Here is a 19,522-nt window from a genome sequence, read left to right as displayed (position 1 = left end):
AACTAAAACCATTAAGATGTACTGAGATTTAAGATGACTAATAAAATTTCTATGCTTACTTTACGAAAGTAATCTTTAAATATCTTAAATTCCCTGTTTCTTAATTATTAAAAGCACATTCTCTTTTGAAGAAAGAATACGACATACTTGTAATCGGCAGCGGATTGGGAGGTCTTGTTTCAGCTCTTATTTTGGCGAAAGAAGGTCTGAAAGTATGCGTTCTGGAGAAAAATAACCAATATGGAGGAAATCTGCAGACCTTTTCAAGAGATAAACTTATTTTTGATACCGGAGTCCATTATCTTGGGGGCTTATCCAAAGGGCAGAATCTGAACCAGTTCTTTTCCTATCTTGAAATCATGGATGATCTTGAACTTCAGTTGATGGATGAAGATGGCTATGACAGAATCAGTTTCGGAGATGATGAAATAGAATATCCCCATGCACAGGGTTATCAGAATTTTGTAGAACAGCTTTCAAAATATTTTCCCGAAGAAAAAGAAAATCTTGAAAACTATTGTGAAGAAATTCAGTATGTATGCAGTCAGTTTCCCAGATATCATGTGGTGGGAAAAGATAGCTACAACGAAGAAATCCTGCACCTTAATACCAAAAGATTCATTGAATCTGTTACCCAGAATAAAAAACTTCAGTCGGTTTTATTAGGTTCCAACTTTTTATATGCCGGAGACTCGGAGAATGTTCCCTTTTATGTACATGCTTTGACGGTAAATTCTTATATCCAAAGTGCGTACAAATGTGTGAAAGGAGGAAGCCAGATCTCTAAACTTCTGATCAGAAAACTCCGGGAATATGGAGCCGAAGTACACAAGCACTCGGAAGTTTCAGAATTTGTTTTTAATGAAAATAATACACTGACCTCTGTCAAAACAAAAACAGGAAAAGAATACGCTGCCAAACAATTTATTTCAAATATAGAAATCCGTTCCACTATTAAGCTTATTGGAGAAGAAAGACTTAAGAAATCCTTTCTGAACAGGGTTTTAAGCTGGAAGCCAGTTTCATCGTGCTTTAGTATTTACCTTGTTTTAAAACCTCATTATCTTCCGAATTTTAATTATAACAGATATCACTACTCATCCGAAGAACAGGTTTGGAATGCGTTCCAATACAGGAAAGAATCATGGCCGGAAACGTATATGCTTTCTTCCACACCTTCGAAACGTCATCCTGAATTCGCAGAAAGTCTGACGGCGATATCTTATATGGATTTTGATGAGGTTAAAGAATGGGAAAATACCTTCAATACCGTTGCCGATGAGCATGAAAGAGGAAATGCCTATGAAAGATTTAAGCTTGAAAAAACAGAAAAAATGCTTGACGCTCTGGAAAAGAAAATTCCGAATGTAAGGCATGCCATTGAAACACTCTATACTTCCTCTCCTTTGTCTTATCGGGACTATATCGGGAATTGTGAAGGAAATATGTATGGATACATGAAAAGCTCAGAGAATCCTCTTAAAACGATGGTTTCTCCCCGTACCAAAATTGACAACCTTTTCCTGACCGGACAATCCGTGAATATGCATGGGATCTTAGGCGTTACGATCGGAGCTTTTAATACCTGTGCTGAAATTATCGGAAAAGAAACGATAGACATGCGGCTGACACAAATGATTAATAAAAACTAAAGTGAAAAAAACTAAAACCATTTATTCATCTTACAAAAGAATTTTTCTTTACCTCACTTTTTGTGTTTTCCTCACGTCATGCGGAATATCAAAATCTATCAAACATATTCCTGAAGTAAAACAATATGCGCTGGAAGTTCCTGAAGTGAACCAGATCAATGACAGTACATTCAGCTACAATCAGAATTATCTTACCAAAAATAAACAGCAGCTCTGGGAATTATATATCAAAGGAAATCCTTTGCAGCTGGGCTATAATAACGGAGCATTAACCCAAAGCTTAATGCAGAAACAGGAAGGTATTTTCTTTTCAAAAGTGGAAGGGTTTGTGCCCTCAAAATTCAGACAAAGGCTGTTAAGAGGCTTTTTAAAATGGTATAACAGAAAGATGTACCTCAATGTAAGAGAAGATTATCAGGCAGAATTATTTGGCTTGTCACACTATTCATCCAATCAGTATGATTTTATTGCTCCCAAATATTTAAGAAATCTTTACCTGCACGGAGCGCATGATATAGGACATGCTATGCAGGATCTTGCCATGGTAGGCTGTACATCTCTTGCTGTTTGGAATGAAAATACTGAAGATGGAGACTTGTTGATTGGAAGAAATTTCGATTTTTATGTGGGAGATGATTTTGCTAAAAATAAATTGGTAGAATTTGTGCAACCCGAAGAAGGAATTCCCTACATGTCGGTAAGCTGGCCGGGAATGATTGGTGTGGTTTCCGGAATGAATAAAGAAGGAATTACAGTGACCATTAATGCCGGAAAATCAAAAATTCCTTTAACGGCAAAAACTCCTATTTCCCTTGTTACGAGAGAGATTCTACAATATGCAAAAAATATAGAAGAGGCTATTGCCATTGCCCAAAAAAGAAAAGTTTTCGTTTCAGAGTCTATTCTTGTGGGAAGTGCGGCTGATAAAAATGCAGTCATTATTGAAGTTTCACCTAAGAATTTCGGAGTGTACAGCGTGCAGAATACCAGCAGAGTTCTTTGCACCAATCATTTCCAGTCTGAAGCTTACAAAGATGATAAAAGAAATCAGAAACAGATTGAAGAAAGCCATTCCGAATATCGTTATGAAAAACTTCAGGAGCTTTTACAGGAAGAAAAAAAGATCACTCCCGAAAAGATGGCTTCTATTTTAAGAAATAGATCCGGATTGAAAGATAAAAACATTGGCTATGGAAATGAAAAAGCACTCAATCAGCTATTGGCTCACCATGCCGTTATATTTTCGCCTCAGAAAAAACTGGTTTGGGTTTCTTCTAATCCTTATCAGCTGGGAGAATTTGTTTGTTATGACCTGAATGAGATTTTTTCCGGGAAGCAGCTGTCGCAAAGTTTACAGGCAAAAACAGGATTGAATATTGCGAGAGATCCGTTTGCTGATTCGGAAGAATTCCAAAACTATGAGCTGTCTAAAATGTACGGTAAAGAAATCAATGAGGCCGCTGATGATAAAAACACATTGTTGACAGATGATGTAATTCCTTCCTACCAGAATATGAATCCTGAATTTTGGCAGGTTTATTATCAGTCAGGAAAGTATTATTTTAGCAAAAAAGAATATTCAAAGGCAAAAATGGAGTTTGAGAAAGCTTTGACGAAAGAAATTACAACAGTTCCGGACAGAAAAAATGTTGAAAAATACCTGAAGAAAACTTTAAAGAAACTGAAATGATCCCTAAATATATAAAACTGCTGTTCTGCATTCCTTTTGTCATTATCATCTGTTATTCTGTGTATTTGTGTACCGTTTACAGTTCAATACCAGACACCATCACTATTCACGGTTACGGAAGTATGAAGGACAATTATGGAAGCAAAATCTTTCTTGTGTTTCCTGTATTGATGAATCTCGCTGTTCTCGTGTTTATTTGGCTGATCATCAGAAGGCCTGATAAAATAAAATTTACTTTTGACATCAATGAGGAGGAAAGAGAAAAAATATACCATATCACACAGTTAGCCCTGGTTATTATTGCGATATTTGTCACCATAATGATGACTCCATTATCATTTGCTGATGTGGTCTTTAAATAATTGATTATGAAAAAACTTTTAACCCTATTCTTTACCGCATCTGCTCTTTTATTCTTTTCTCAGGATAGAAAAGAGATCGGAAATACTTTCATTAAAGCTTTGCTGGTAGATAAAAATGCGGAAAAAGCACACTCTTATTTTGATCCTTCCGTAGCGGGCCAGATTCCGGTGGATCAGCTTAAAGCCATTCCGGACCAGCTTCAGAGCCAGGTTGGAGGATTGAAAAATATCCTTGAAGTAAATAATGAAGGAAGCACCTATTATTACTATTCCGAATTTGAAAAAACAAAACTTGACATTCAAATTACTTTTGGAGAAAATAATAAAATGCTGGGCTTCTTTTTAGTTCCGCATAAAACATTTGAGAAACCAGATGAGAAGACCACACTAAAAATAAAAAGTGATGGAATTGAACTGAATGGAACGCTGTTGCTTCCTCCCTCCAACAATAAAAAGAAACTGGTGATTTTCGTTCATGGCTCAGGAGCACATGACAGAGATGAAACCATTGGGGAAAATAAGCCGTTTAAAGATATTGCAGAATACCTTTTAGCCAACGGAATTGCTTCCTACCGATATGATAAAAGAACCTATTCCTATCCTGAGACATTTAATGAAAAATCTACTGTAGAAGAGGAAACGGTCAATGATGCCGTAAACGCAGCTCTTTATTTTAAAAATAATGCTGATTACAAAGGATACCAGATTATCATTCTCGGGCATAGCCAGGGAGCGTATATGATGCCAAAAATTGCAGAAAAAGCTCAGGTTTCAAAATATGTTTTTATGGCTGGAAATGCGAGATCATTACAGGATTTATTAGTGGAACAGTATGATTATCTTCATGCTATAGATCCAACTAAAGTTCCTGCTGAGGCGGTTCAGGAAGTGAAAAAGCAGGTAGCATTTTTAAATTCATCTAAATTTAATGTAAGTTCACCTTCATCAGAACTTCCTTTGGGACAATCTGCACCGTATTGGAAATATTTAAAAGATTACAATCAGCTTAATGAGGTTAAAAAAGTAAAAGCTCCCATGTTTTTTGCACAAGGGGGAAGAGATTATCAGGTGACTGAAAAAGATTTCAACCTTTGGAAAGAAACATTGAAAAATGATAAGACAGCCGTATTTAAGTTTTATCCTACATTAAGTCACTTATTTATTTCCGGCACTGGAAAACCATCTCCAAAAGATTATGAAACAAAAGGAAAAGTAGATGAACAGTTTTTAAAAGATTTAGTTCAGTTTATTTTCCGATAAGTTTTGATGGTTTAGCTTATTGGTATTATTCTATTTATCTTTCAAAATAATTTAAGTGAAAGTTTAAATTTCAATAAATAAACCACTGTGTATAGAATTAATTTGTTTTTCATATTATTAAAATTACTGAAATTATTTTTTTTGATTGTTTTTTTTAATCTATTTGTGTGGAAATAGTCTTTTTTTTTGATAGTGTATGTTTAGTTTGATACTTTATTGTTTTTGTGTGTAATATTAATTTTTTTTGCACTCGAAAAATAATAAATAATGAAAAAAATAAAATTTTCTCTTCAAATTTTGGTGTTGAGTTGTTTTTCAGGATCTGGAATACTCTCAGCACAAAAATACGATCAGATTATTAAAACCTATCTCAACTCTGAAAAAGGACCATTTCAAAGAATACATGAAGAGTTGAAAACATTTACAGTAATCAATGTTGATCATTCAAAAAGTTTAAAAGGTGATGTTGTGGGAATACAACAAACAATTAATGGTATTCCCATATTTGGTAGTTCTGCTAATGTTTTAATCCGAGATAATAAAGTTTTAAGTTTTGCAAATACTTTTATCAATACTTATCCATCTAGTATAAAAGGAAAACAAACATCATCAAAGGACGCGTTGATATCAGAAACAGTTAAAAAATTCAATGGACTTACAATATCCCGAAGCAGTGAAGGAAAAGAAATTCCCATAAAGACTAATCTTATTTATTTCGCAAATGCAGGTGAACTTACACTGGGATATCAGTTCAATATTGAAGAGAAAGAAACAAGGAATCTATTGACGGTAATTATCAGTACAATTGATGGGACAGTTTTATACCGTGAAAATCTCAACCTTTCCTGTAATTTTCATAATGATGCTTATGAGCATATTCAGCGAGAGCTTCCTATTGAGGGACAGAATGCCCAGGCTGTCGTCTTTCCGGAATATTTAAATAATGAAGTAAATCAATTTAATAAGAATTCTGTTTTAGCTCCGGATAACGCATCCTATAATGTATTGCCACTCCCGGTAGAAGCTCCCTCTTTCGGAAGCAGAATACTACTGAATAATCCATGGGATATTACTGCTTCTCCTGATGGATGGCATTTTGATGGAATAACTCATTACACGAATACAAGAGGGAATAATGTATTTGCATATACAGACGAAAATGCGACCAATACGCCACAGTTCTCTCCTGATGGAGGAGCCAACAGAGCATTTGATTTCCCAATGGATGTAACTCTTCCACCGCATAATTATACTTCTGCGGCTGTAACTAATTTATTCTATGTGAATAACAAAATACATGATGTGTTTTATAAATTCGGATTCACAGAAACGTCCAGAAATTTCCAAACAAATAATTTTGCGGCAGGAGGAGCAGGAAATGATGCCGTACTAGCCGAAGCTAGAGATGGAGCAGGTTATAATAATGCAAATTTTCAATCACCTGCTGATGGGTATGTACCAAGAATGCAGATGTACCTGTATGAACCTGCCCAAATTCAGAACCTTTTCTATAACTCACCTTCTGTATTTACCATAAGAAAACCTTCCAGTAAAAAAGCGACGTTTGGCCCTACACTTGAAGGGAATCCTCCTATAACCGGAGATTTGGCTCTGACTACTCCGCAAAACGGATGTTCTGATATTTCTGAGAACCTGATGGGAAAAATTGCTTTAATACAAAGAGGAGGTTGTAGCTATACCGTTAAAGTTAAAAATGCACAGTTAAAAGGAGCAGTAGGAGTAGTAGTTTATAACGCACCTGCTTCTGTAGGTTTTGCACCTATAGGAGGGACAGATGCCAGTATAACAATACCTTCGATATTAATCGAAAATTCTGAAGGCTCTTTTCTCGTAAATGAAATTATGAAAGGGACTTTAGTAAATGTTACTTTAAAAGATGATAAAGCTACTTATATATACAATGATGCAAGCTTAGATAATGGAATTATTATACATGAGTATGGGCATGGGATTAGTAATCGTATGACAGGTATAGGAAGTGATTGTTTAAATTCCTATTCTTCCAATGAACAAATGGGAGAAGGATGGTCTGATTTCTTTGCTCTGATGCTAACGAATAAACCTGGGGATAATGCATCTGTAGCTAGAGGGGTAGGAACATTTGCTTTGGGACAAAACACTAATGGAGGAGGGCTTAGATCTACTAAATATTCACCTGATTTTACAATAAATAACTATACTTATGGAAAAACTAATGGAATGGTAATAAATGAAAATGTATTAGGGTCTACTCTTACTTCACCAGATGCTCATAGTATTGGATTTGTTTGGGCATCTATGCTTTGGGATCTTAATTGGAAGTATGTAGAAAAATATGGGTACAACAGCAATGTTCTGGCAGATCCAAACAGCGGAAGCGCAAGAGTTCTTCAGGTGGTAGTAGATGCATTAAAATTACAACAGTGTAATCCTAGCTTTGTACAGGGAAGAGATGCTATTTTAGCTGCTGATCAGGCATCAACAGGAGGGGATAATAAATGTTTGATTTGGAATGTTTTTGCTAAAAGAGGGTTAGGGATGAATGCTTCGCCTGGTGGGCTTAATGGCTATGCCTCATTTAATAATTTACCTGAAATGAGTGATCAGGTAGAAGATTTTACTGTTCCTGCTGAATGTGCTACATTGGCTGTAAAAGAAATTAATGATTCTAAAGGACTTTCTATCTATCCAAATCCTGTAAGAAATGAATTCACGATAAAAACACCTTCTGATATCAAGTTGTCAGGAATCACTACAGTTTCTATCTTTGATTTTACAGGAAAACTGATTTCCAAAGAAAGTATCAACCTTAATAAGCAAAACACCATTAGTGCAGAAAAACTAATCAATGGAGCTTATATTGTAAAAGTGAGTAATGATTCACTTGATTATTCTCAAAAGATTATTGTTTCCAAATAGGAATTTATAATAACTAATTGTGATAGGCCTGTAACTTTGTTCCAGGCTTTTTTAATTGCTTTCCGGGCTTACTTTATTCAGAAACAAAAAAGACGCTACTCCTGCAAGAGCAGAAAGGGTGGTACTTAAAATAAAACTACCGATAATATATTGCAGAAGATTATTCTTAATCAGTTCAAAGTTTAAATCCTGACTTAGAATATCGCTGTCTCCACTTACAAATGGTGCACCCAAAAACAGAGAAGCCGCTATAATAAAGGGAATAAAAGGAGGAAGGCTCACATTGGAAGCTACAAATGCAAGTACTTTATTAAGTTTAAAAAGTACAGATAAGCTGATCACCAGAAGCGTTTGAAATCCCCAGAAAGGTGAAAGTCCTATAAAAACCCCCAATGCTATAGAAAAGGCCTTAGTACGGTTGCTTCCGTCACTTTCTAAGACATCTTCCTGTATGAATCTTTTAAAACTTTTTTTTTTGAAATTATTCACGAAGTTTCTCGGAATAATATAAAGTAGTGTAATCGTTACCAGAATTGTATTCAGAATACTGATTCTTGTAAAATCTTTGAAAGGTCTGAAATGAGAAACCCGCTCTGCAGGATCATACAGAACCTTGATCGGCACATTCTTTACCGGAACATGCCTCCATGCAGTTCTTACAATGATTTCGATCTCAAATTCAAACTTTGGGGTAAAATATTTCTTGGGAATTTTATGCAAAGGATAAAGCCTGTAACCGGACTGTGTATCTTCCAGTTTGATACCCGTTTCAAACCAGAACCAGAAATTGGAAAAACGGTTTCCGAAGCTGCTTTTCTTAGGAATACCATCCTGAGACATATTTCTGTTCCCGATCAGGAGAACATCTTCTTTTTCGTGAAGAAGAGCTTCTACAAATACCGGAATATCATCCGGATAATGCTGCCCATCAGAATCAATCGTGATGGCGTAATCATATCCTGACTTCTTTGCTGCTCTGAAACCTGTTTTAAGACCATTTCCTTTTCCTTTGTTCTCTGGAAGGGAAATAACCATAATCTGAGGATATTGAGAAAGAATCTGTACCGTAGAATCGGTAGAACCATCATTCACCACAATAATACTTTCGGTGTAGTCGAGAACGCCGTCAATAACCCTCTTCAGGGTTTTTTCATTATTGTAGGTAGGTATTAAAACGCATATCTTCTTTTCAGAAATGGCGTTTTGTACTTCAGCAAGCAACATTTTTTTATTTTAAAGTGGCTCTTTCAGCCTCTGTAATGGTTTTAGATTGCATTGCAAACCTTTTGATATAGCCTTTTAATGCTGTATTCTGTTTGCTGTAATTGTTCAACAGGAACGCTTTATCATCCTTCAAACTTCCACGGTATCCTACAATCTTTGGAATATTTTCCTGAACGCTCATTCTGATCAGACGTAATTCTGCATTATTAGGATTACTTTTGATAACGCTTTCAAGACTTGTTGCTCCTGTTTTTACCAGTGATTTTCTGTTGCTTTTAGCAATTTTTGCCTCCATAATCTTTGCTGCTGCCTTGTATCCTACAGTTACTGCATCAGAACCGGATTGTTTGTCCGCTGTTTCAATGAAGTTTTGTGTATTAGTATTAGATTCATTGGCTTTAGCATAGCTGTTTCTCAATGTTTCAAGATCAGACTGAAAGAAAAAAACAAATGCTGCAAAGAATGATAAGATTAGTTTCATGATGGTAATTTTTTATAGCTTACAGACAATTTCAATGCAATAGTCTCGCCAAAAGAAGTAGAGTTTTTTACTTTAACATCTTCTTCATTTTCAGCAATATCCAGTTGAAGTACCAAATCAGGTGTTTCAAAAGGATTGATAATCGCCATGAACTTTACATTGGAAGCTGTTTTCAGAAATAACTTTGAACCTGTAAATTCCTCAGTCAGTTCCTTAATAATCTGCATCATACAAACACCTGGAGTTACCGGATTTCCTGGGAAATGACCTTTGAAAATATCGTGGTCTTTATTAAGATGAATATGAGCAGTAAACTTTCCGTCTTCTGTCTTATCGTATGATGTTAAAGTATAAAAGTCTGTAAGAATGGTCTGCATGATCTTATTTTTTAAGATTAAATGTGTAATACATTCCCGCCTGGAATGTCACGTTGGTATTGTCATTATTAATATGTACAAAACCTTTTTTAATTCTGGCTTCAACGCCTATATTTTTTGTAATATCATAACCGGCTCCAAATAACAGCCCCAAATCTCCCTCAATAGGAGAATCGATATTTTTATGATCTGTCAGAAGTTCCAAAGTCGGGCCAAAATGGATATTAAATTTCTCAAAATAGAATTTATTCACTACCGCTCCTCCCACATAAGAAAGAGTAACTGTTTTAGAAGAAACACCTGGATTTTGGCTTTCAAACTTTGCTCCCTGGCGGGTATAATAAATTTCCGGCTGAAGAGCATAGAATTTTGCAAATCGGATATTGGCCTGAAAACCTATGTAAAAATCTACTTTTGATTTGATATCATAAGCATTGGTTCCGTAGTGATATCCTTGATTATCATTATAATAAAAGGACTCATGGGCAGGTCCGTCAGAGATATGTGAAATATTGGCACCCACTCTGATTCCCGGGTTGAAAGTTACCTGTGCAAAAGATAAACTGGTGAAAAGTGCAAAAAGTAAGAAATATATTTTTTTCATGGGAAATTTATTCCGTTTCGGTTATTTGAAATAGTTTTATATTGATCTTAAAGTCCTTGTGCTGCAGGTTTAAGCTGTCTGCGAAGATAGGTCTTTTTGCATCAAAAGTGAAATCGATTTTTTCCTTGCCGTTTTTCGTATAGATAATTTGTTTCAGCAAATTATTTTCTTTGTTGAAAAACAGATAATAGCTTTTATTTTCGATTTTTGAAAGATAGATGTTAGCATGATCATTTTCAAAGCTTTCACTGACAGGATATTTTCTTTTCAGAAGCTGCTGGAAGTCATTTTTCAGAAAGTTGATCACGATTTTTTTATCCAGGTCAGGAAGTACATAATTCAGTTTGAAATCATCATCGGAAACCTCAAAATCAATCAGTTTATTTCCAAAATCTGAGGTTAATGCGACGCGATGTGTCGATTCATTCAGTTTTTTGATGATCAGAATTCCGCTCACATGGTTTTTATAAATGTCCATCTGGCATTTGTATACATAATCTTCACCTGAAGAAAAGTATAAATTTTCAACCATCTTTTCAGAAGAGGAGACAGGTTTTACATCTGTTAACTGATACGTTTTACAGGAAACAGCCAGGATCAGAATCAGGCTATAAAGAAAACTCTGACGCAGGAATGGAAGCATTGATCTTTGTATTTTTGAAAACAATATTCGTAGTATCTCCGGAAGCCTCCGTCATATTCACCTGGGAAACTGTCGACTGGTTCTTTGGGAAATACAGCTCAATCTGCTTGATGTATTTCAACAGCTGCGAAGTCTTAGGAATAAACTTAGCTACATTGTAATTTCCGTTCTTAAAATACGTCACAGTGAACTCCGGATCATTGAACATCGTTCCGTTTGAGCTTCCTACAATCAGTTTATTGATTTTTTCAAATGTTTTACTCTTCGCATCTACAGAAGACTTTTTACCCTGATCATTGATGAAGATTTTATTGCTTTTAAAAACAATGCTGTACTGATAAGGCTTGGTATATTTCCAGCTTAGCATATTGGGCGTCTGCAAAGACATTTTCCCATAAGTAACGATGCTTTTATCCAGGAAATCCATTTTTTTGGTCTGGGTAAAATCACTCTGTAACGTTTTAATTTCTTTCGTGTCTGAAGAAACCTTCGACACAAATGCTTTGGCTTCAGCTCCAGACATTGCGGTATTTTGTGCAAAAAAGAAACCGGAAACCAGTAAGAATGCTCCGAAAGCAATATTTTTAATCATTTCTATTTGAATTTATCACTGTATCAACAGTAAAAGTTGAATATTTTTTATCCTCCAAAAATACTAATAAATTGGTCAGCACCCGAAAGGTCTTTTCCGAGGTATCATGAAGAAGGATAATACTCCCATTTTTAAGGCTTTTGGTTACTCTGTTGTAAATTTTATTTTCGTCATCAATGATAGTGTCCAGTGATCGAACATTCCAACCGATGCTGTCTTTATTCGTTTTTTTAATCGCTTTTGCAATATTGGGATTCGTCACTCCGAACGGTGGTCTGTAGAGATTAGTCTGGATATTTCCCACATTTTTCATGACTTCATCACATCTTTCAATTTCCTCAATCATTTTTGAAGTCGATAAAAAGCCTGTAGAATTGGAATGTGATAAGGTATGATTACCAATTGTATGGCCTTCTGCAATGATTCTCTGAAACGTCTCAGGATATTTTTCAATCTGTTTTCCGATACAGAAAAAAGTTGCTTTTATCTGATGTTCTTTAAGCAGGTCTAAAAACTTTGGTGTAAATTCAGTAGGTCCGTCATCAAACGTAAGGGCGACTTCTTTGAGTCTGGTGCGCTTGTGGGTAATACTGTTCACAAAATATCCCAGTTCAATATCAAATGAACCCCAGACAACCACGGCAGAAAAAGCAAGAAAACAAAACAGATACACCCAAAAGCTTCCGTGGAACGCATAAATAAAAACGTTACAGAAAAGATAGAACAGGATGAAAGGATAATGTTTCATTGCTGATTATTTTTTATTGTTAAACTTCCTGAATGTATACCCATTTTGTCATTCTGAGTGTAGCGAAGCGAAATGAAGAATCTATAATAAAAGCAGAGATTCTTCCTTCGTCAGAATGACAGCAGCACTGTTTTTATTACTTCTCTTTAATTAAGCCTTTTCCAGTAATACCAAACTGTGATCATCACCTCCCAGATGGTTGTAAAGAAGTATATTCTTCACGTTTTCTTTTTTCATAGAATTGATCATCATGATGTCCGGAATCTGCTGTTCCTTCAAAATATGGCAGGCTATAAATGTTGAAAAACCACTTGCCGTATTGAATTCACCACTCAAATGTTTGTAATACAGCTGTGCTGAATCCGGAAACATATTCATGGCTTCTGTATAATACATATCTGACTTTGCATCTCCGCTGAATCCTAAAATAACAGCATCAATATCCTTGCTGGAAAGATTGTTTTGAGTTAAGAAATTCTGGATAAAATCCTTTACCTCATTTAATTCAACCTTATTACTGATTTGGATATTCTTAAGCTTAGCGTAAGAGTTTTCAGTCTTATCTTTTCCTACCACAAAAAAGCTGGCACCTTCACCCCAAATCACTCCATTAGTCGTAGAGTTTAAATAATCAGTGGGAAGATCTGTTTCTTTTTTGATCGTATTATTTAAGCAGTAAAGCTCCATTGTTCTGTCTGTCTGTTCATCCGTGGAACCTACCAGAACATTTTCTGCTTCTCCGTCATTGATCTGGAGCTGGGCATCCAGTAATGAAAACTCCAGTGAAGAAGAAGTATTTACATACGTGAAGTTATACGCATGGCACTGTAATCCTAGCGCAATCTGTCCTGCTACTGTGTTGTGGGTAGACTGGATAAAAAAGGTCGGTGTAAGAAACTCTTCATGATTATCAATCACGTTTTTCAGGAATTTTTCAGAATCCTGGGAGCAACCCATTCCGGTTCCTACAATGATGGCATCCGGCTTTTCAATTCCAGCTTCCTTCAATGCGTAATGAGATGCTACGGAGCTCATTTTCACTGTTTTAGACATTCTTCTGATCATTGCAGGTGGAATGAACTCTTTGTAATTAGGTTCTATCGCTTTAATGATGTTTGAAGAACTCTCAGACGTAAGGTTTTGAAGAATATTTTCGTTTAAAGTGTCCTGAACTGAGATACAGGATGCACTGTTGATGTATACTGTACTCATGATTTTGAGAAAATTAAGGTTGAACAGTTTCCTCCGAATCCAAATGAGTTAGAAAGTACATTATCAATGTTTTTCTCTTTCAGTTCGGTCACAGGAGTAAGGTCGAACTCTTCCATTTTTGTTTTAAAATTCAGGTTCGGGAAGATCACGCTGTGTTGCATGGCTAAAATTGAAAATACAGCTTCAATTCCTGCCGCAGCTGCTAAAGTATGTCCTGTAAACGCTTTCGTAGAGCTGAATTCAGGAACTTTGTTTTCTCCGAAGATTCTTATCATGGCAATTCCCTCAGATAAATCATTGTTGGGAGTAGCCGTTCCGTGAACGTTGATATAATCTATATTTTCTTTTTCCAATCCGGAAATTTTCAGGGCTTGCTGCATGGCTAGAAATGCACCCTGTCCGTTTTCTGAAGAAGCAGTCTGATGGTGTGCATCATTGGCATTTCCATATCCGGAAAGATAAGCCAGAACTTTTTTATTTTCTTTTTTGACCATTTCTTCAGATTCAAGGACTAAGAAAGCGGCAGCTTCCCCAAGATTAAGTCCTTTTCTGTCGTTGTCAAAAGGAGTGTTGTAAGAATCCGTAAGAATCATCAGCGTATTGAAACCATTCAAAGTAAATTTTGAAAGAGAATCTGTTCCTCCGACAATCACACGATCCAAAACTCCGTTTTTAATCAGTTTAGCGCCCATCATAATGGCATTGGCTGCAGATGAACAGGCTGTGCTGATGGTAGAAACCATACCCTTTAATCCCAGATAATCGGCAATAGCCAATGAGGAATTTCCGGCATCGTGGGCGTCAATATATTTTTGCTTTTCAGGAAAGTCTTCGTAAGAGTAGAAGTATTTTTCAGTGATATCCATTCCTCCTACACTTGTAGAAGAGATCAGTCCGGTTCTGTAACCATTGATATCTGAAATTCCTGCACTTTCTACAGCTTCTTTCGCAGCGATCATTCCCAGTAAAGACGTTCTTGTCACATTATTGTCTTCATCAAGCTGAAGCTGCTGTACAAGTTCTTCATTAGATAATTTTATTTCACCTGTTTTAATGGCTCCGGCATGACGGGTTTCAAACATTTCGATATCTGAAATTCCATGTTTTCCGGATTGCAATGAAATAAAATTTTCCTCCACATTGTTTCCGATGGAGGAAATGATGCCCATTCCCGTTATGGCAATTTTTTGACTCATGGTATTCAATAATGTAACAATGTAGCAATCGAATAATTTACCAATAATTGCTACATTGTTACACTGTTAGATTGTTATATTAATTTATTTTGTTCTGTTGTCCTCGATGAATTTTGCCATTGTATCGATAGACTGGAAAATTTCCTTTCCTTTCTTAGGATCAGCTAATTTTATTCCGTAGTCTTTATCAAGAAGAACGATCAGTTCCAAAGCGTCGATAGAATCTAATCCTAATCCTCCTCCGAATAACGGATCCGTATCTTTGATTTCTTCTACAGATACATCTTCAAGGTTAAGAACTTCAATAATTTTGTGTTTCAATTCTGTTTTTAAGTTTTCCATAATTAAGTTGGTTTATCAGTGTTTCAGCATATCATGAAGATCATTACATCATTGCACTGTTATATTGTTACATTTTTATAAGGTTAGCAAATATACAAAAGCTTTGTAATTTTCCTGATACAATTCCACCCAGCCACACAATACTTTGTCGGCTTTTCCGGATAGAAGAATCTGTTCAGAATAGTCATTCAAAAATTTTTCATCAAAATCATCCAGCACGAAAAAAGCATTTTCTGTCTGCATTTTGTGCTTAATGCTTATTTCGCCTACACAGATATTGGGTAGAGTATAGACAAAAACGGCAGGACTTGGATAGAAGTTATTCTGATCATTGATGCTTTCCTGGTATTTGAAATCGGTATCCAGACTGGAAGATCTGTTGGCAAAAACAATGGCTGTTCTGCTGTGATCTTCGTCTTTCAAGATGGTTTCAGCGGAAAGAAAAGCCAGTTTACTCAGGTTATCCATTTTATGAAACTTTGGATAGCTGAGTTCTAAATTTTTATAAGCTTCTTTGGCAAATTCCTGAAAGGTTTCGCTTTGACTCTCAAAAATTATATTCCCGTCAACGGTTATTTTTGAATGTTCTATGGTACAACTGTTTATTTTCTTCATCACGTTCAGTTTAACATTTTTCCAGCACAACAGCTGCATTACATCCACCAAAACCGGAAGCGGTCTTTAGAATATATTTAATTTCTGCAGATTTGTTTTCTCTGATGATATTCAAAGGCTGGGTTACTCCTGTTTCCTCAAAATTCTTTGAAGGAAGCAAAGTGCTGTTAAGAGCTCCTTCCATAGAAATAATACTTTCCAGAAGTCCGGATGCACCAAGGCAATGGCCGTAATATCCTTTCATACTGTTGAGCGGAATATTCTGAAGATCCATTCTATTGAAGGCAATGGCTTCCATTTCGTCGTTATATAAAGTAGCTGTTCCGTGGGCAGAAATAAAATCGATTTGTTCCGGAGAAACATTCGCTTCAGTCATTGCATTTCTGATACTGGCATATAAACCGTCACCTGTTCTTGAAGGCCCGGAAATATGATTGGCATCATTGACTGCAGAATCTCCCAGTACTTTAAATTTAAATTTTTCGGTTTTTGGGATTCTTCCTTCGTCAGAATGACAGCTGGTTATATAGACTGCGGCTGCTGCTTCACCGATATTGATACCGTCCCTGGTTTTATCATAAGGTTTGCAAGGTCCGGAGCCAATGGCCTGAAATGAGTTAAATCCTGAAATAACAAATTCAGAAAGCTCATCCCCGGCAATGACAAAGGCATCTTTATATTTTCCGGCCTGAATCATGTTTTTGGCAACAGAAATTGCCATTACCCCTGAAACGCAGGCATTGGAAACGATAATCGGTTTCGTTTTAAATCCAAAGTAGTTAGCAATTTTTTCTGCTAATTTTGATAAATAAACGCCTTCCGGTAATTCGGACTGGTTTTTTAACAGGCTGATATTTCCTTTTGTTGTGGAAAGGATAAAAGCCGTGTCTTCTGATATAGAATGTTTCCCAACAAGAGGCTGTAAGCTTAAAAGAAGCATCTTCTCCAGTCTTGTAAAATTAGGAATGTCATTCTGAGCGGAGTCGAAGTATCTATCGAATTCTTCATTCAGTTTATCAGAATCAATCATAGAAGCATAAAAAGCATCCTGATTGTCTATAATTTTATGTAAAGCAACTCCCGACTGTCCTTTTAACAGGGCATTCCAGTTGGAATCAATAGTGAAACCTAAAGGAGTTACACAATTGTAGTCTGTGATATAAATTTCCTTGCTCATGATAAACCCATTTTATCTTTCCAGGTTTGAAAAAACTCCGGATTGTACAGGCATAAGCTGCCGTTACTGTCAAGAAAAACCTGAATGGTTTCACCGCTGCATACCAGTTGATCTTCCTGATTGAAAAGCTCATATCTGTAAATAAGCTTAGCAGAAACAGAATTGATAAAAGTAGTCACAATTTTGAATGTTTCTCCATATTTTAAAGGAAGAAAATGTTCGCAGGTACTTTTTACGATAGGTGTTACAAATCCTGCATTCTGAATATCAAGATAAGTAAGACCGTGCAGACGACCGAAAGCTTCTCTTCCGTCTTCAAAATACACGATATAATGTCCATGCCAGACAATTCCCAGAGGATCTGTTTCATTGAAGCGTACTCTTACTTCTTCGGTACAGGTTAATATGTTTTCTTTAGACTGCATTTTGTTTTTTTTCGTAAAAAATGGAAATAGCTACAGTAGCAATATAAAATAAGAAAAGGAAAAACAGTTCTTTGGCAATTCCGCCAATTCCGCTGTTTCTTAAAATAATATCGTAATAGGCATTCAGTCCCCAGTTCATAGGAGAGAATTTGGCTACGGTCTGCATGAATTCCGGCATTAAAAATACAGGAACCCAGATTCCGCCAATGGCTGCCAAAACAACTACAGACGTCGCTCCAAATGGAGCAGACTGTTCCTGTGTATCGGCTATAGTTCCTAATAAAACTCCAAATCCAATAGCTGCCAATCCTGCAAACAGGGTAACTGTCACAAGCTGGAACATTTTTCCTGATACATCAAAAGCCGGAAGATCCATATAAGGGAAAAGATAAATTCCTACGGCAACCATCAGTAAAAACTGAATAAGACAGATGATAAGGTAGGTAAAGGTTTTTCCTAAAATATGGACAAAATAAGGAGTAGGGCTTATTCTTGCTCTTACACTCGTTCCCTGGCTTTTTTCTTTTACCAGATTGATGGATAAAGGGACTACAATAAAGAAGATGGCAAAAAGAGTCCATGCAGGAACGTTATGCTGAACAGAATTCGGCATTACATCCATCTCTCCTTTCTTGGGTGTGATTTCTTTAAAGCTGATCAGGTTTTTATTTTCGTCAAGATTCTCCGTAGTTCCCAGCTGATCCTGAAATGCTTTGTAGATCTTTTTATTTTCAATCTCAAAAACCATTTTATTCACAGAATTCATCACAGAATTTTTGAATCCGGCATTGGTAGCAGGATCAAAATATAAGTGAATTTCTTTTGCTTTAGGAGCTGCTGTTTTTACTTTTGCAGAATCACCTTCCAGTCCGAATGAACTTACTATGGTCTGAACTTTAGAATCAATATTGGAATTTAAATCTTTCGTTAAGTTTTCGGGGATGACAATCGCCATCTGATAATCTCCAGAAAAAACAGCATCCTGAGCCGATTTTTCGTTGAAGTTGGTCAGCAGCTGGAATGTTTTGCTGTTTTCCAGTTCTGCTTTTATATTTTTTGAAACTTCAGATTTGTCCTGATCAATAAAAATAATTGGGATTTTTGAGCCTTCAAGGTTTTTAAAGGTAGAATCCTGAATAAGGGTAATAGTTACAATCAAAAGCAAAGGCATCACAAAGATGATGACAATTCCTCCGATATCTCTTTTCAGTAGAAGAATTTCCTTAATAAAACTTCTCCACAGTTTATACAACAACATCTCTTAATTCTTTTCCGGTTAATGAAATGAAAACGTCTTCCAGGTTTTCGGCATTGGCAATCTGTGAAACAAGTTCTTCAGGCGTTCCTACAGCATGAATTTTTCCATGATCGATGATGGCAATTTTTGTACAGAACTCTTCTGCCTCAGAAAGGTGATGGGAAGTATAAATAATGCAGGTTCCCTGTTTATTTAAATCCAGAAGATAATCAATAATTGCTTTTTTAGACTGAACATCCACACCTACAGTCGGTTCATCCAGAAAGAGAACTTTAGGGTTGTGAAGGGTTCCTGCGATGAGGTTGCAGCGTCGTTTCATCCCTCCTGAAAATTGTCCTACCTGCTTGTTGGCAAATTTTGAAAGTCCCATGATTTCCAGAGATTCATCAATGGCTTTTTGAAGCTGATTATGTTTCAAACCATAAAGGCTTCCGAAGAACATAAGATTTTCTTTTGCAGTAAGCGTTGGATATAAGGCATATTCCTGAGGAACAATTCCGATAATCTGCCTGATTTTAAAACCATCTTTCTGTGGAGATAAACCATTGATGGTAAATTGTCCGGAAGTAGGTTTTATCAATCCTGAAAGCATTGAAATCAATGTAGTTTTCCCAGCTCCGTTGGGGCCGAGAATTCCATAGATTTCATTTTTGCTGATGCTCAAAGAAATATCATTTACAGAAAACTCATCAGAATTTTTGTATTTCTTGTATAAGTTTTTGATCTCAATCATATTTTCTGCCAT

Annotated in this window: 20 protein-coding genes; 5 read left to right on the top strand and 15 right to left on the bottom strand. The window is 36.1% G+C overall.

Going from position 1 to position 19,522, the window contains the following annotated elements:
* Positions 1–125 precede the first annotated feature (125 nt).
* From ACKTTZ_RS06010 to ACKTTZ_RS05990, 5 genes are all read left to right on the top strand, one after another.
* On the top strand, positions 126–1,652 hold the full coding sequence (locus ACKTTZ_RS06010; protein WP_253317190.1) for an NAD(P)/FAD-dependent oxidoreductase: 1,527 nt from the start codon (positions 126–128) through the stop codon (positions 1,650–1,652).
* A 1-nt stretch (position 1,653) separates the two neighbouring features.
* Positions 1,654–3,342, top strand: coding sequence for a C45 family autoproteolytic acyltransferase/hydolase (locus ACKTTZ_RS06005; protein ID WP_407847807.1), 1,689 nt, complete (start codon positions 1,654–1,656; stop codon positions 3,340–3,342).
* Positions 3,339–3,704 (top strand): hypothetical protein, encoded by a 366-nt coding sequence (locus ACKTTZ_RS06000; protein WP_253317189.1) that lies wholly within the window; start codon positions 3,339–3,341, stop codon positions 3,702–3,704. Before ACKTTZ_RS06005 ends, ACKTTZ_RS06000 begins: the two co-directional genes overlap by 4 nt.
* Positions 3,705–3,710: 6 nt before the next feature.
* Positions 3,711–4,964 (top strand): DUF3887 domain-containing protein, encoded by a 1,254-nt coding sequence (locus ACKTTZ_RS05995; protein ID WP_407847805.1) that lies wholly within the window; start codon positions 3,711–3,713, stop codon positions 4,962–4,964.
* Positions 4,965–5,231: 267 nt separating this feature from the next.
* Positions 5,232–7,883, top strand: coding sequence for a T9SS-dependent M36 family metallopeptidase (locus tag ACKTTZ_RS05990; RefSeq protein ID WP_407847803.1), 2,652 nt, complete (start codon positions 5,232–5,234; stop codon positions 7,881–7,883).
* Between the two features lie 51 nt (positions 7,884–7,934).
* Here the strand turns inward: ACKTTZ_RS05990 and ACKTTZ_RS05985 are convergent, their stop codons facing one another.
* The 15 genes from ACKTTZ_RS05985 to ACKTTZ_RS05915 all read right to left on the bottom strand — a co-directional run bounded on the left by ACKTTZ_RS05985 (position 7,935) and on the right by ACKTTZ_RS05915 (position 19,522).
* Positions 7,935–9,107, bottom strand: a complete 1,173-nt coding sequence (locus ACKTTZ_RS05985) for a DUF2062 domain-containing protein (protein ID WP_253317186.1) — start codon at positions 9,105–9,107, stop codon at positions 7,935–7,937.
* Positions 9,108–9,111: 4 nt separating this feature from the next.
* Positions 9,112–9,588, bottom strand: coding sequence for a hypothetical protein (locus tag ACKTTZ_RS05980; RefSeq protein WP_034692452.1), 477 nt, complete (start codon positions 9,586–9,588; stop codon positions 9,112–9,114).
* On the bottom strand, positions 9,585–9,965 hold the full coding sequence (locus ACKTTZ_RS05975; protein ID WP_081906382.1) for a 3-hydroxyacyl-ACP dehydratase: 381 nt from the start codon (positions 9,963–9,965) through the stop codon (positions 9,585–9,587). The genes ACKTTZ_RS05980 and ACKTTZ_RS05975 overlap by 4 nt, the downstream gene beginning before the upstream one ends.
* A 4-nt stretch (positions 9,966–9,969) precedes the next feature.
* Positions 9,970–10,569, bottom strand: a complete 600-nt coding sequence (locus ACKTTZ_RS05970; protein WP_051934216.1) for an outer membrane beta-barrel protein — start codon at positions 10,567–10,569, stop codon at positions 9,970–9,972.
* A gap of 7 nt (positions 10,570–10,576) precedes the next feature.
* The gene (locus tag ACKTTZ_RS05965) at positions 10,577–11,212 is read right to left on the bottom strand and encodes a hypothetical protein (RefSeq protein WP_407847800.1); all 636 of its coding nucleotides are present in this window, start codon (positions 11,210–11,212) and stop codon (positions 10,577–10,579) included.
* Positions 11,178–11,804: an outer membrane lipoprotein carrier protein LolA gene (locus tag ACKTTZ_RS05960; RefSeq protein WP_034692447.1), complete on the bottom strand. Its 627-nt coding sequence runs from the start codon at positions 11,802–11,804 to the stop codon at positions 11,178–11,180. The genes ACKTTZ_RS05965 and ACKTTZ_RS05960 overlap by 35 nt, the downstream gene beginning before the upstream one ends.
* The gene (locus tag ACKTTZ_RS05955; protein WP_407847798.1) at positions 11,797–12,552 is read right to left on the bottom strand and encodes a polysaccharide deacetylase family protein; all 756 of its coding nucleotides are present in this window, start codon (positions 12,550–12,552) and stop codon (positions 11,797–11,799) included. Before ACKTTZ_RS05955 ends, ACKTTZ_RS05960 begins: the two co-directional genes overlap by 8 nt.
* 150 nt (positions 12,553–12,702) lie before the next feature.
* Complete coding sequence (locus tag ACKTTZ_RS05950; RefSeq protein WP_407847795.1) at positions 12,703–13,764, bottom strand: beta-ketoacyl synthase N-terminal-like domain-containing protein; 1,062 nt, start codon at positions 13,762–13,764, stop codon at positions 12,703–12,705.
* Entirely contained in the window at positions 13,761–14,960 is a 1,200-nt protein-coding gene (locus ACKTTZ_RS05945) for a beta-ketoacyl-[acyl-carrier-protein] synthase family protein (protein WP_034692441.1), read from the bottom strand. Before ACKTTZ_RS05945 ends, ACKTTZ_RS05950 begins: the two co-directional genes overlap by 4 nt.
* Before the next feature lie 84 nt (positions 14,961–15,044).
* Positions 15,045–15,302: a phosphopantetheine-binding protein gene (locus tag ACKTTZ_RS05940; RefSeq protein ID WP_034692439.1), complete on the bottom strand. Its 258-nt coding sequence runs from the start codon at positions 15,300–15,302 to the stop codon at positions 15,045–15,047.
* A gap of 75 nt (positions 15,303–15,377) precedes the next feature.
* Positions 15,378–15,917 carry a 3-oxoacyl-ACP synthase gene (locus ACKTTZ_RS05935; RefSeq protein WP_081906387.1) on the bottom strand — a complete coding sequence of 180 codons (540 nt, stop codon included), beginning with the start codon at positions 15,915–15,917 and terminating at the stop codon, positions 15,378–15,380.
* Between the two features lie 10 nt (positions 15,918–15,927).
* Entirely contained in the window at positions 15,928–17,094 is a 1,167-nt protein-coding gene (locus ACKTTZ_RS05930; RefSeq protein WP_407847792.1) for a beta-ketoacyl synthase N-terminal-like domain-containing protein, read from the bottom strand.
* On the bottom strand, positions 17,091–17,519 hold the full coding sequence (locus ACKTTZ_RS05925) for an acyl-CoA thioesterase (RefSeq protein WP_034692436.1): 429 nt from the start codon (positions 17,517–17,519) through the stop codon (positions 17,091–17,093). The genes ACKTTZ_RS05930 and ACKTTZ_RS05925 overlap by 4 nt, the downstream gene beginning before the upstream one ends.
* The gene (locus ACKTTZ_RS05920) at positions 17,509–18,777 is read right to left on the bottom strand and encodes an ABC transporter permease (RefSeq protein WP_034692435.1); all 1,269 of its coding nucleotides are present in this window, start codon (positions 18,775–18,777) and stop codon (positions 17,509–17,511) included. The genes ACKTTZ_RS05925 and ACKTTZ_RS05920 overlap by 11 nt, the downstream gene beginning before the upstream one ends.
* Positions 18,764–19,522: an ABC transporter ATP-binding protein gene (locus ACKTTZ_RS05915; RefSeq protein ID WP_034692433.1), complete on the bottom strand. Its 759-nt coding sequence runs from the start codon at positions 19,520–19,522 to the stop codon at positions 18,764–18,766. Before ACKTTZ_RS05915 ends, ACKTTZ_RS05920 begins: the two co-directional genes overlap by 14 nt.

The sequence above is a fragment of the Chryseobacterium sp. KCF3-3 genome, from assembly GCF_045865955.1.
In the GTDB taxonomy this organism is placed as follows: domain Bacteria; phylum Bacteroidota; class Bacteroidia; order Flavobacteriales; family Weeksellaceae; genus Chryseobacterium.
This window is presented reverse-complemented; position numbering and strand designations above follow the sequence as displayed.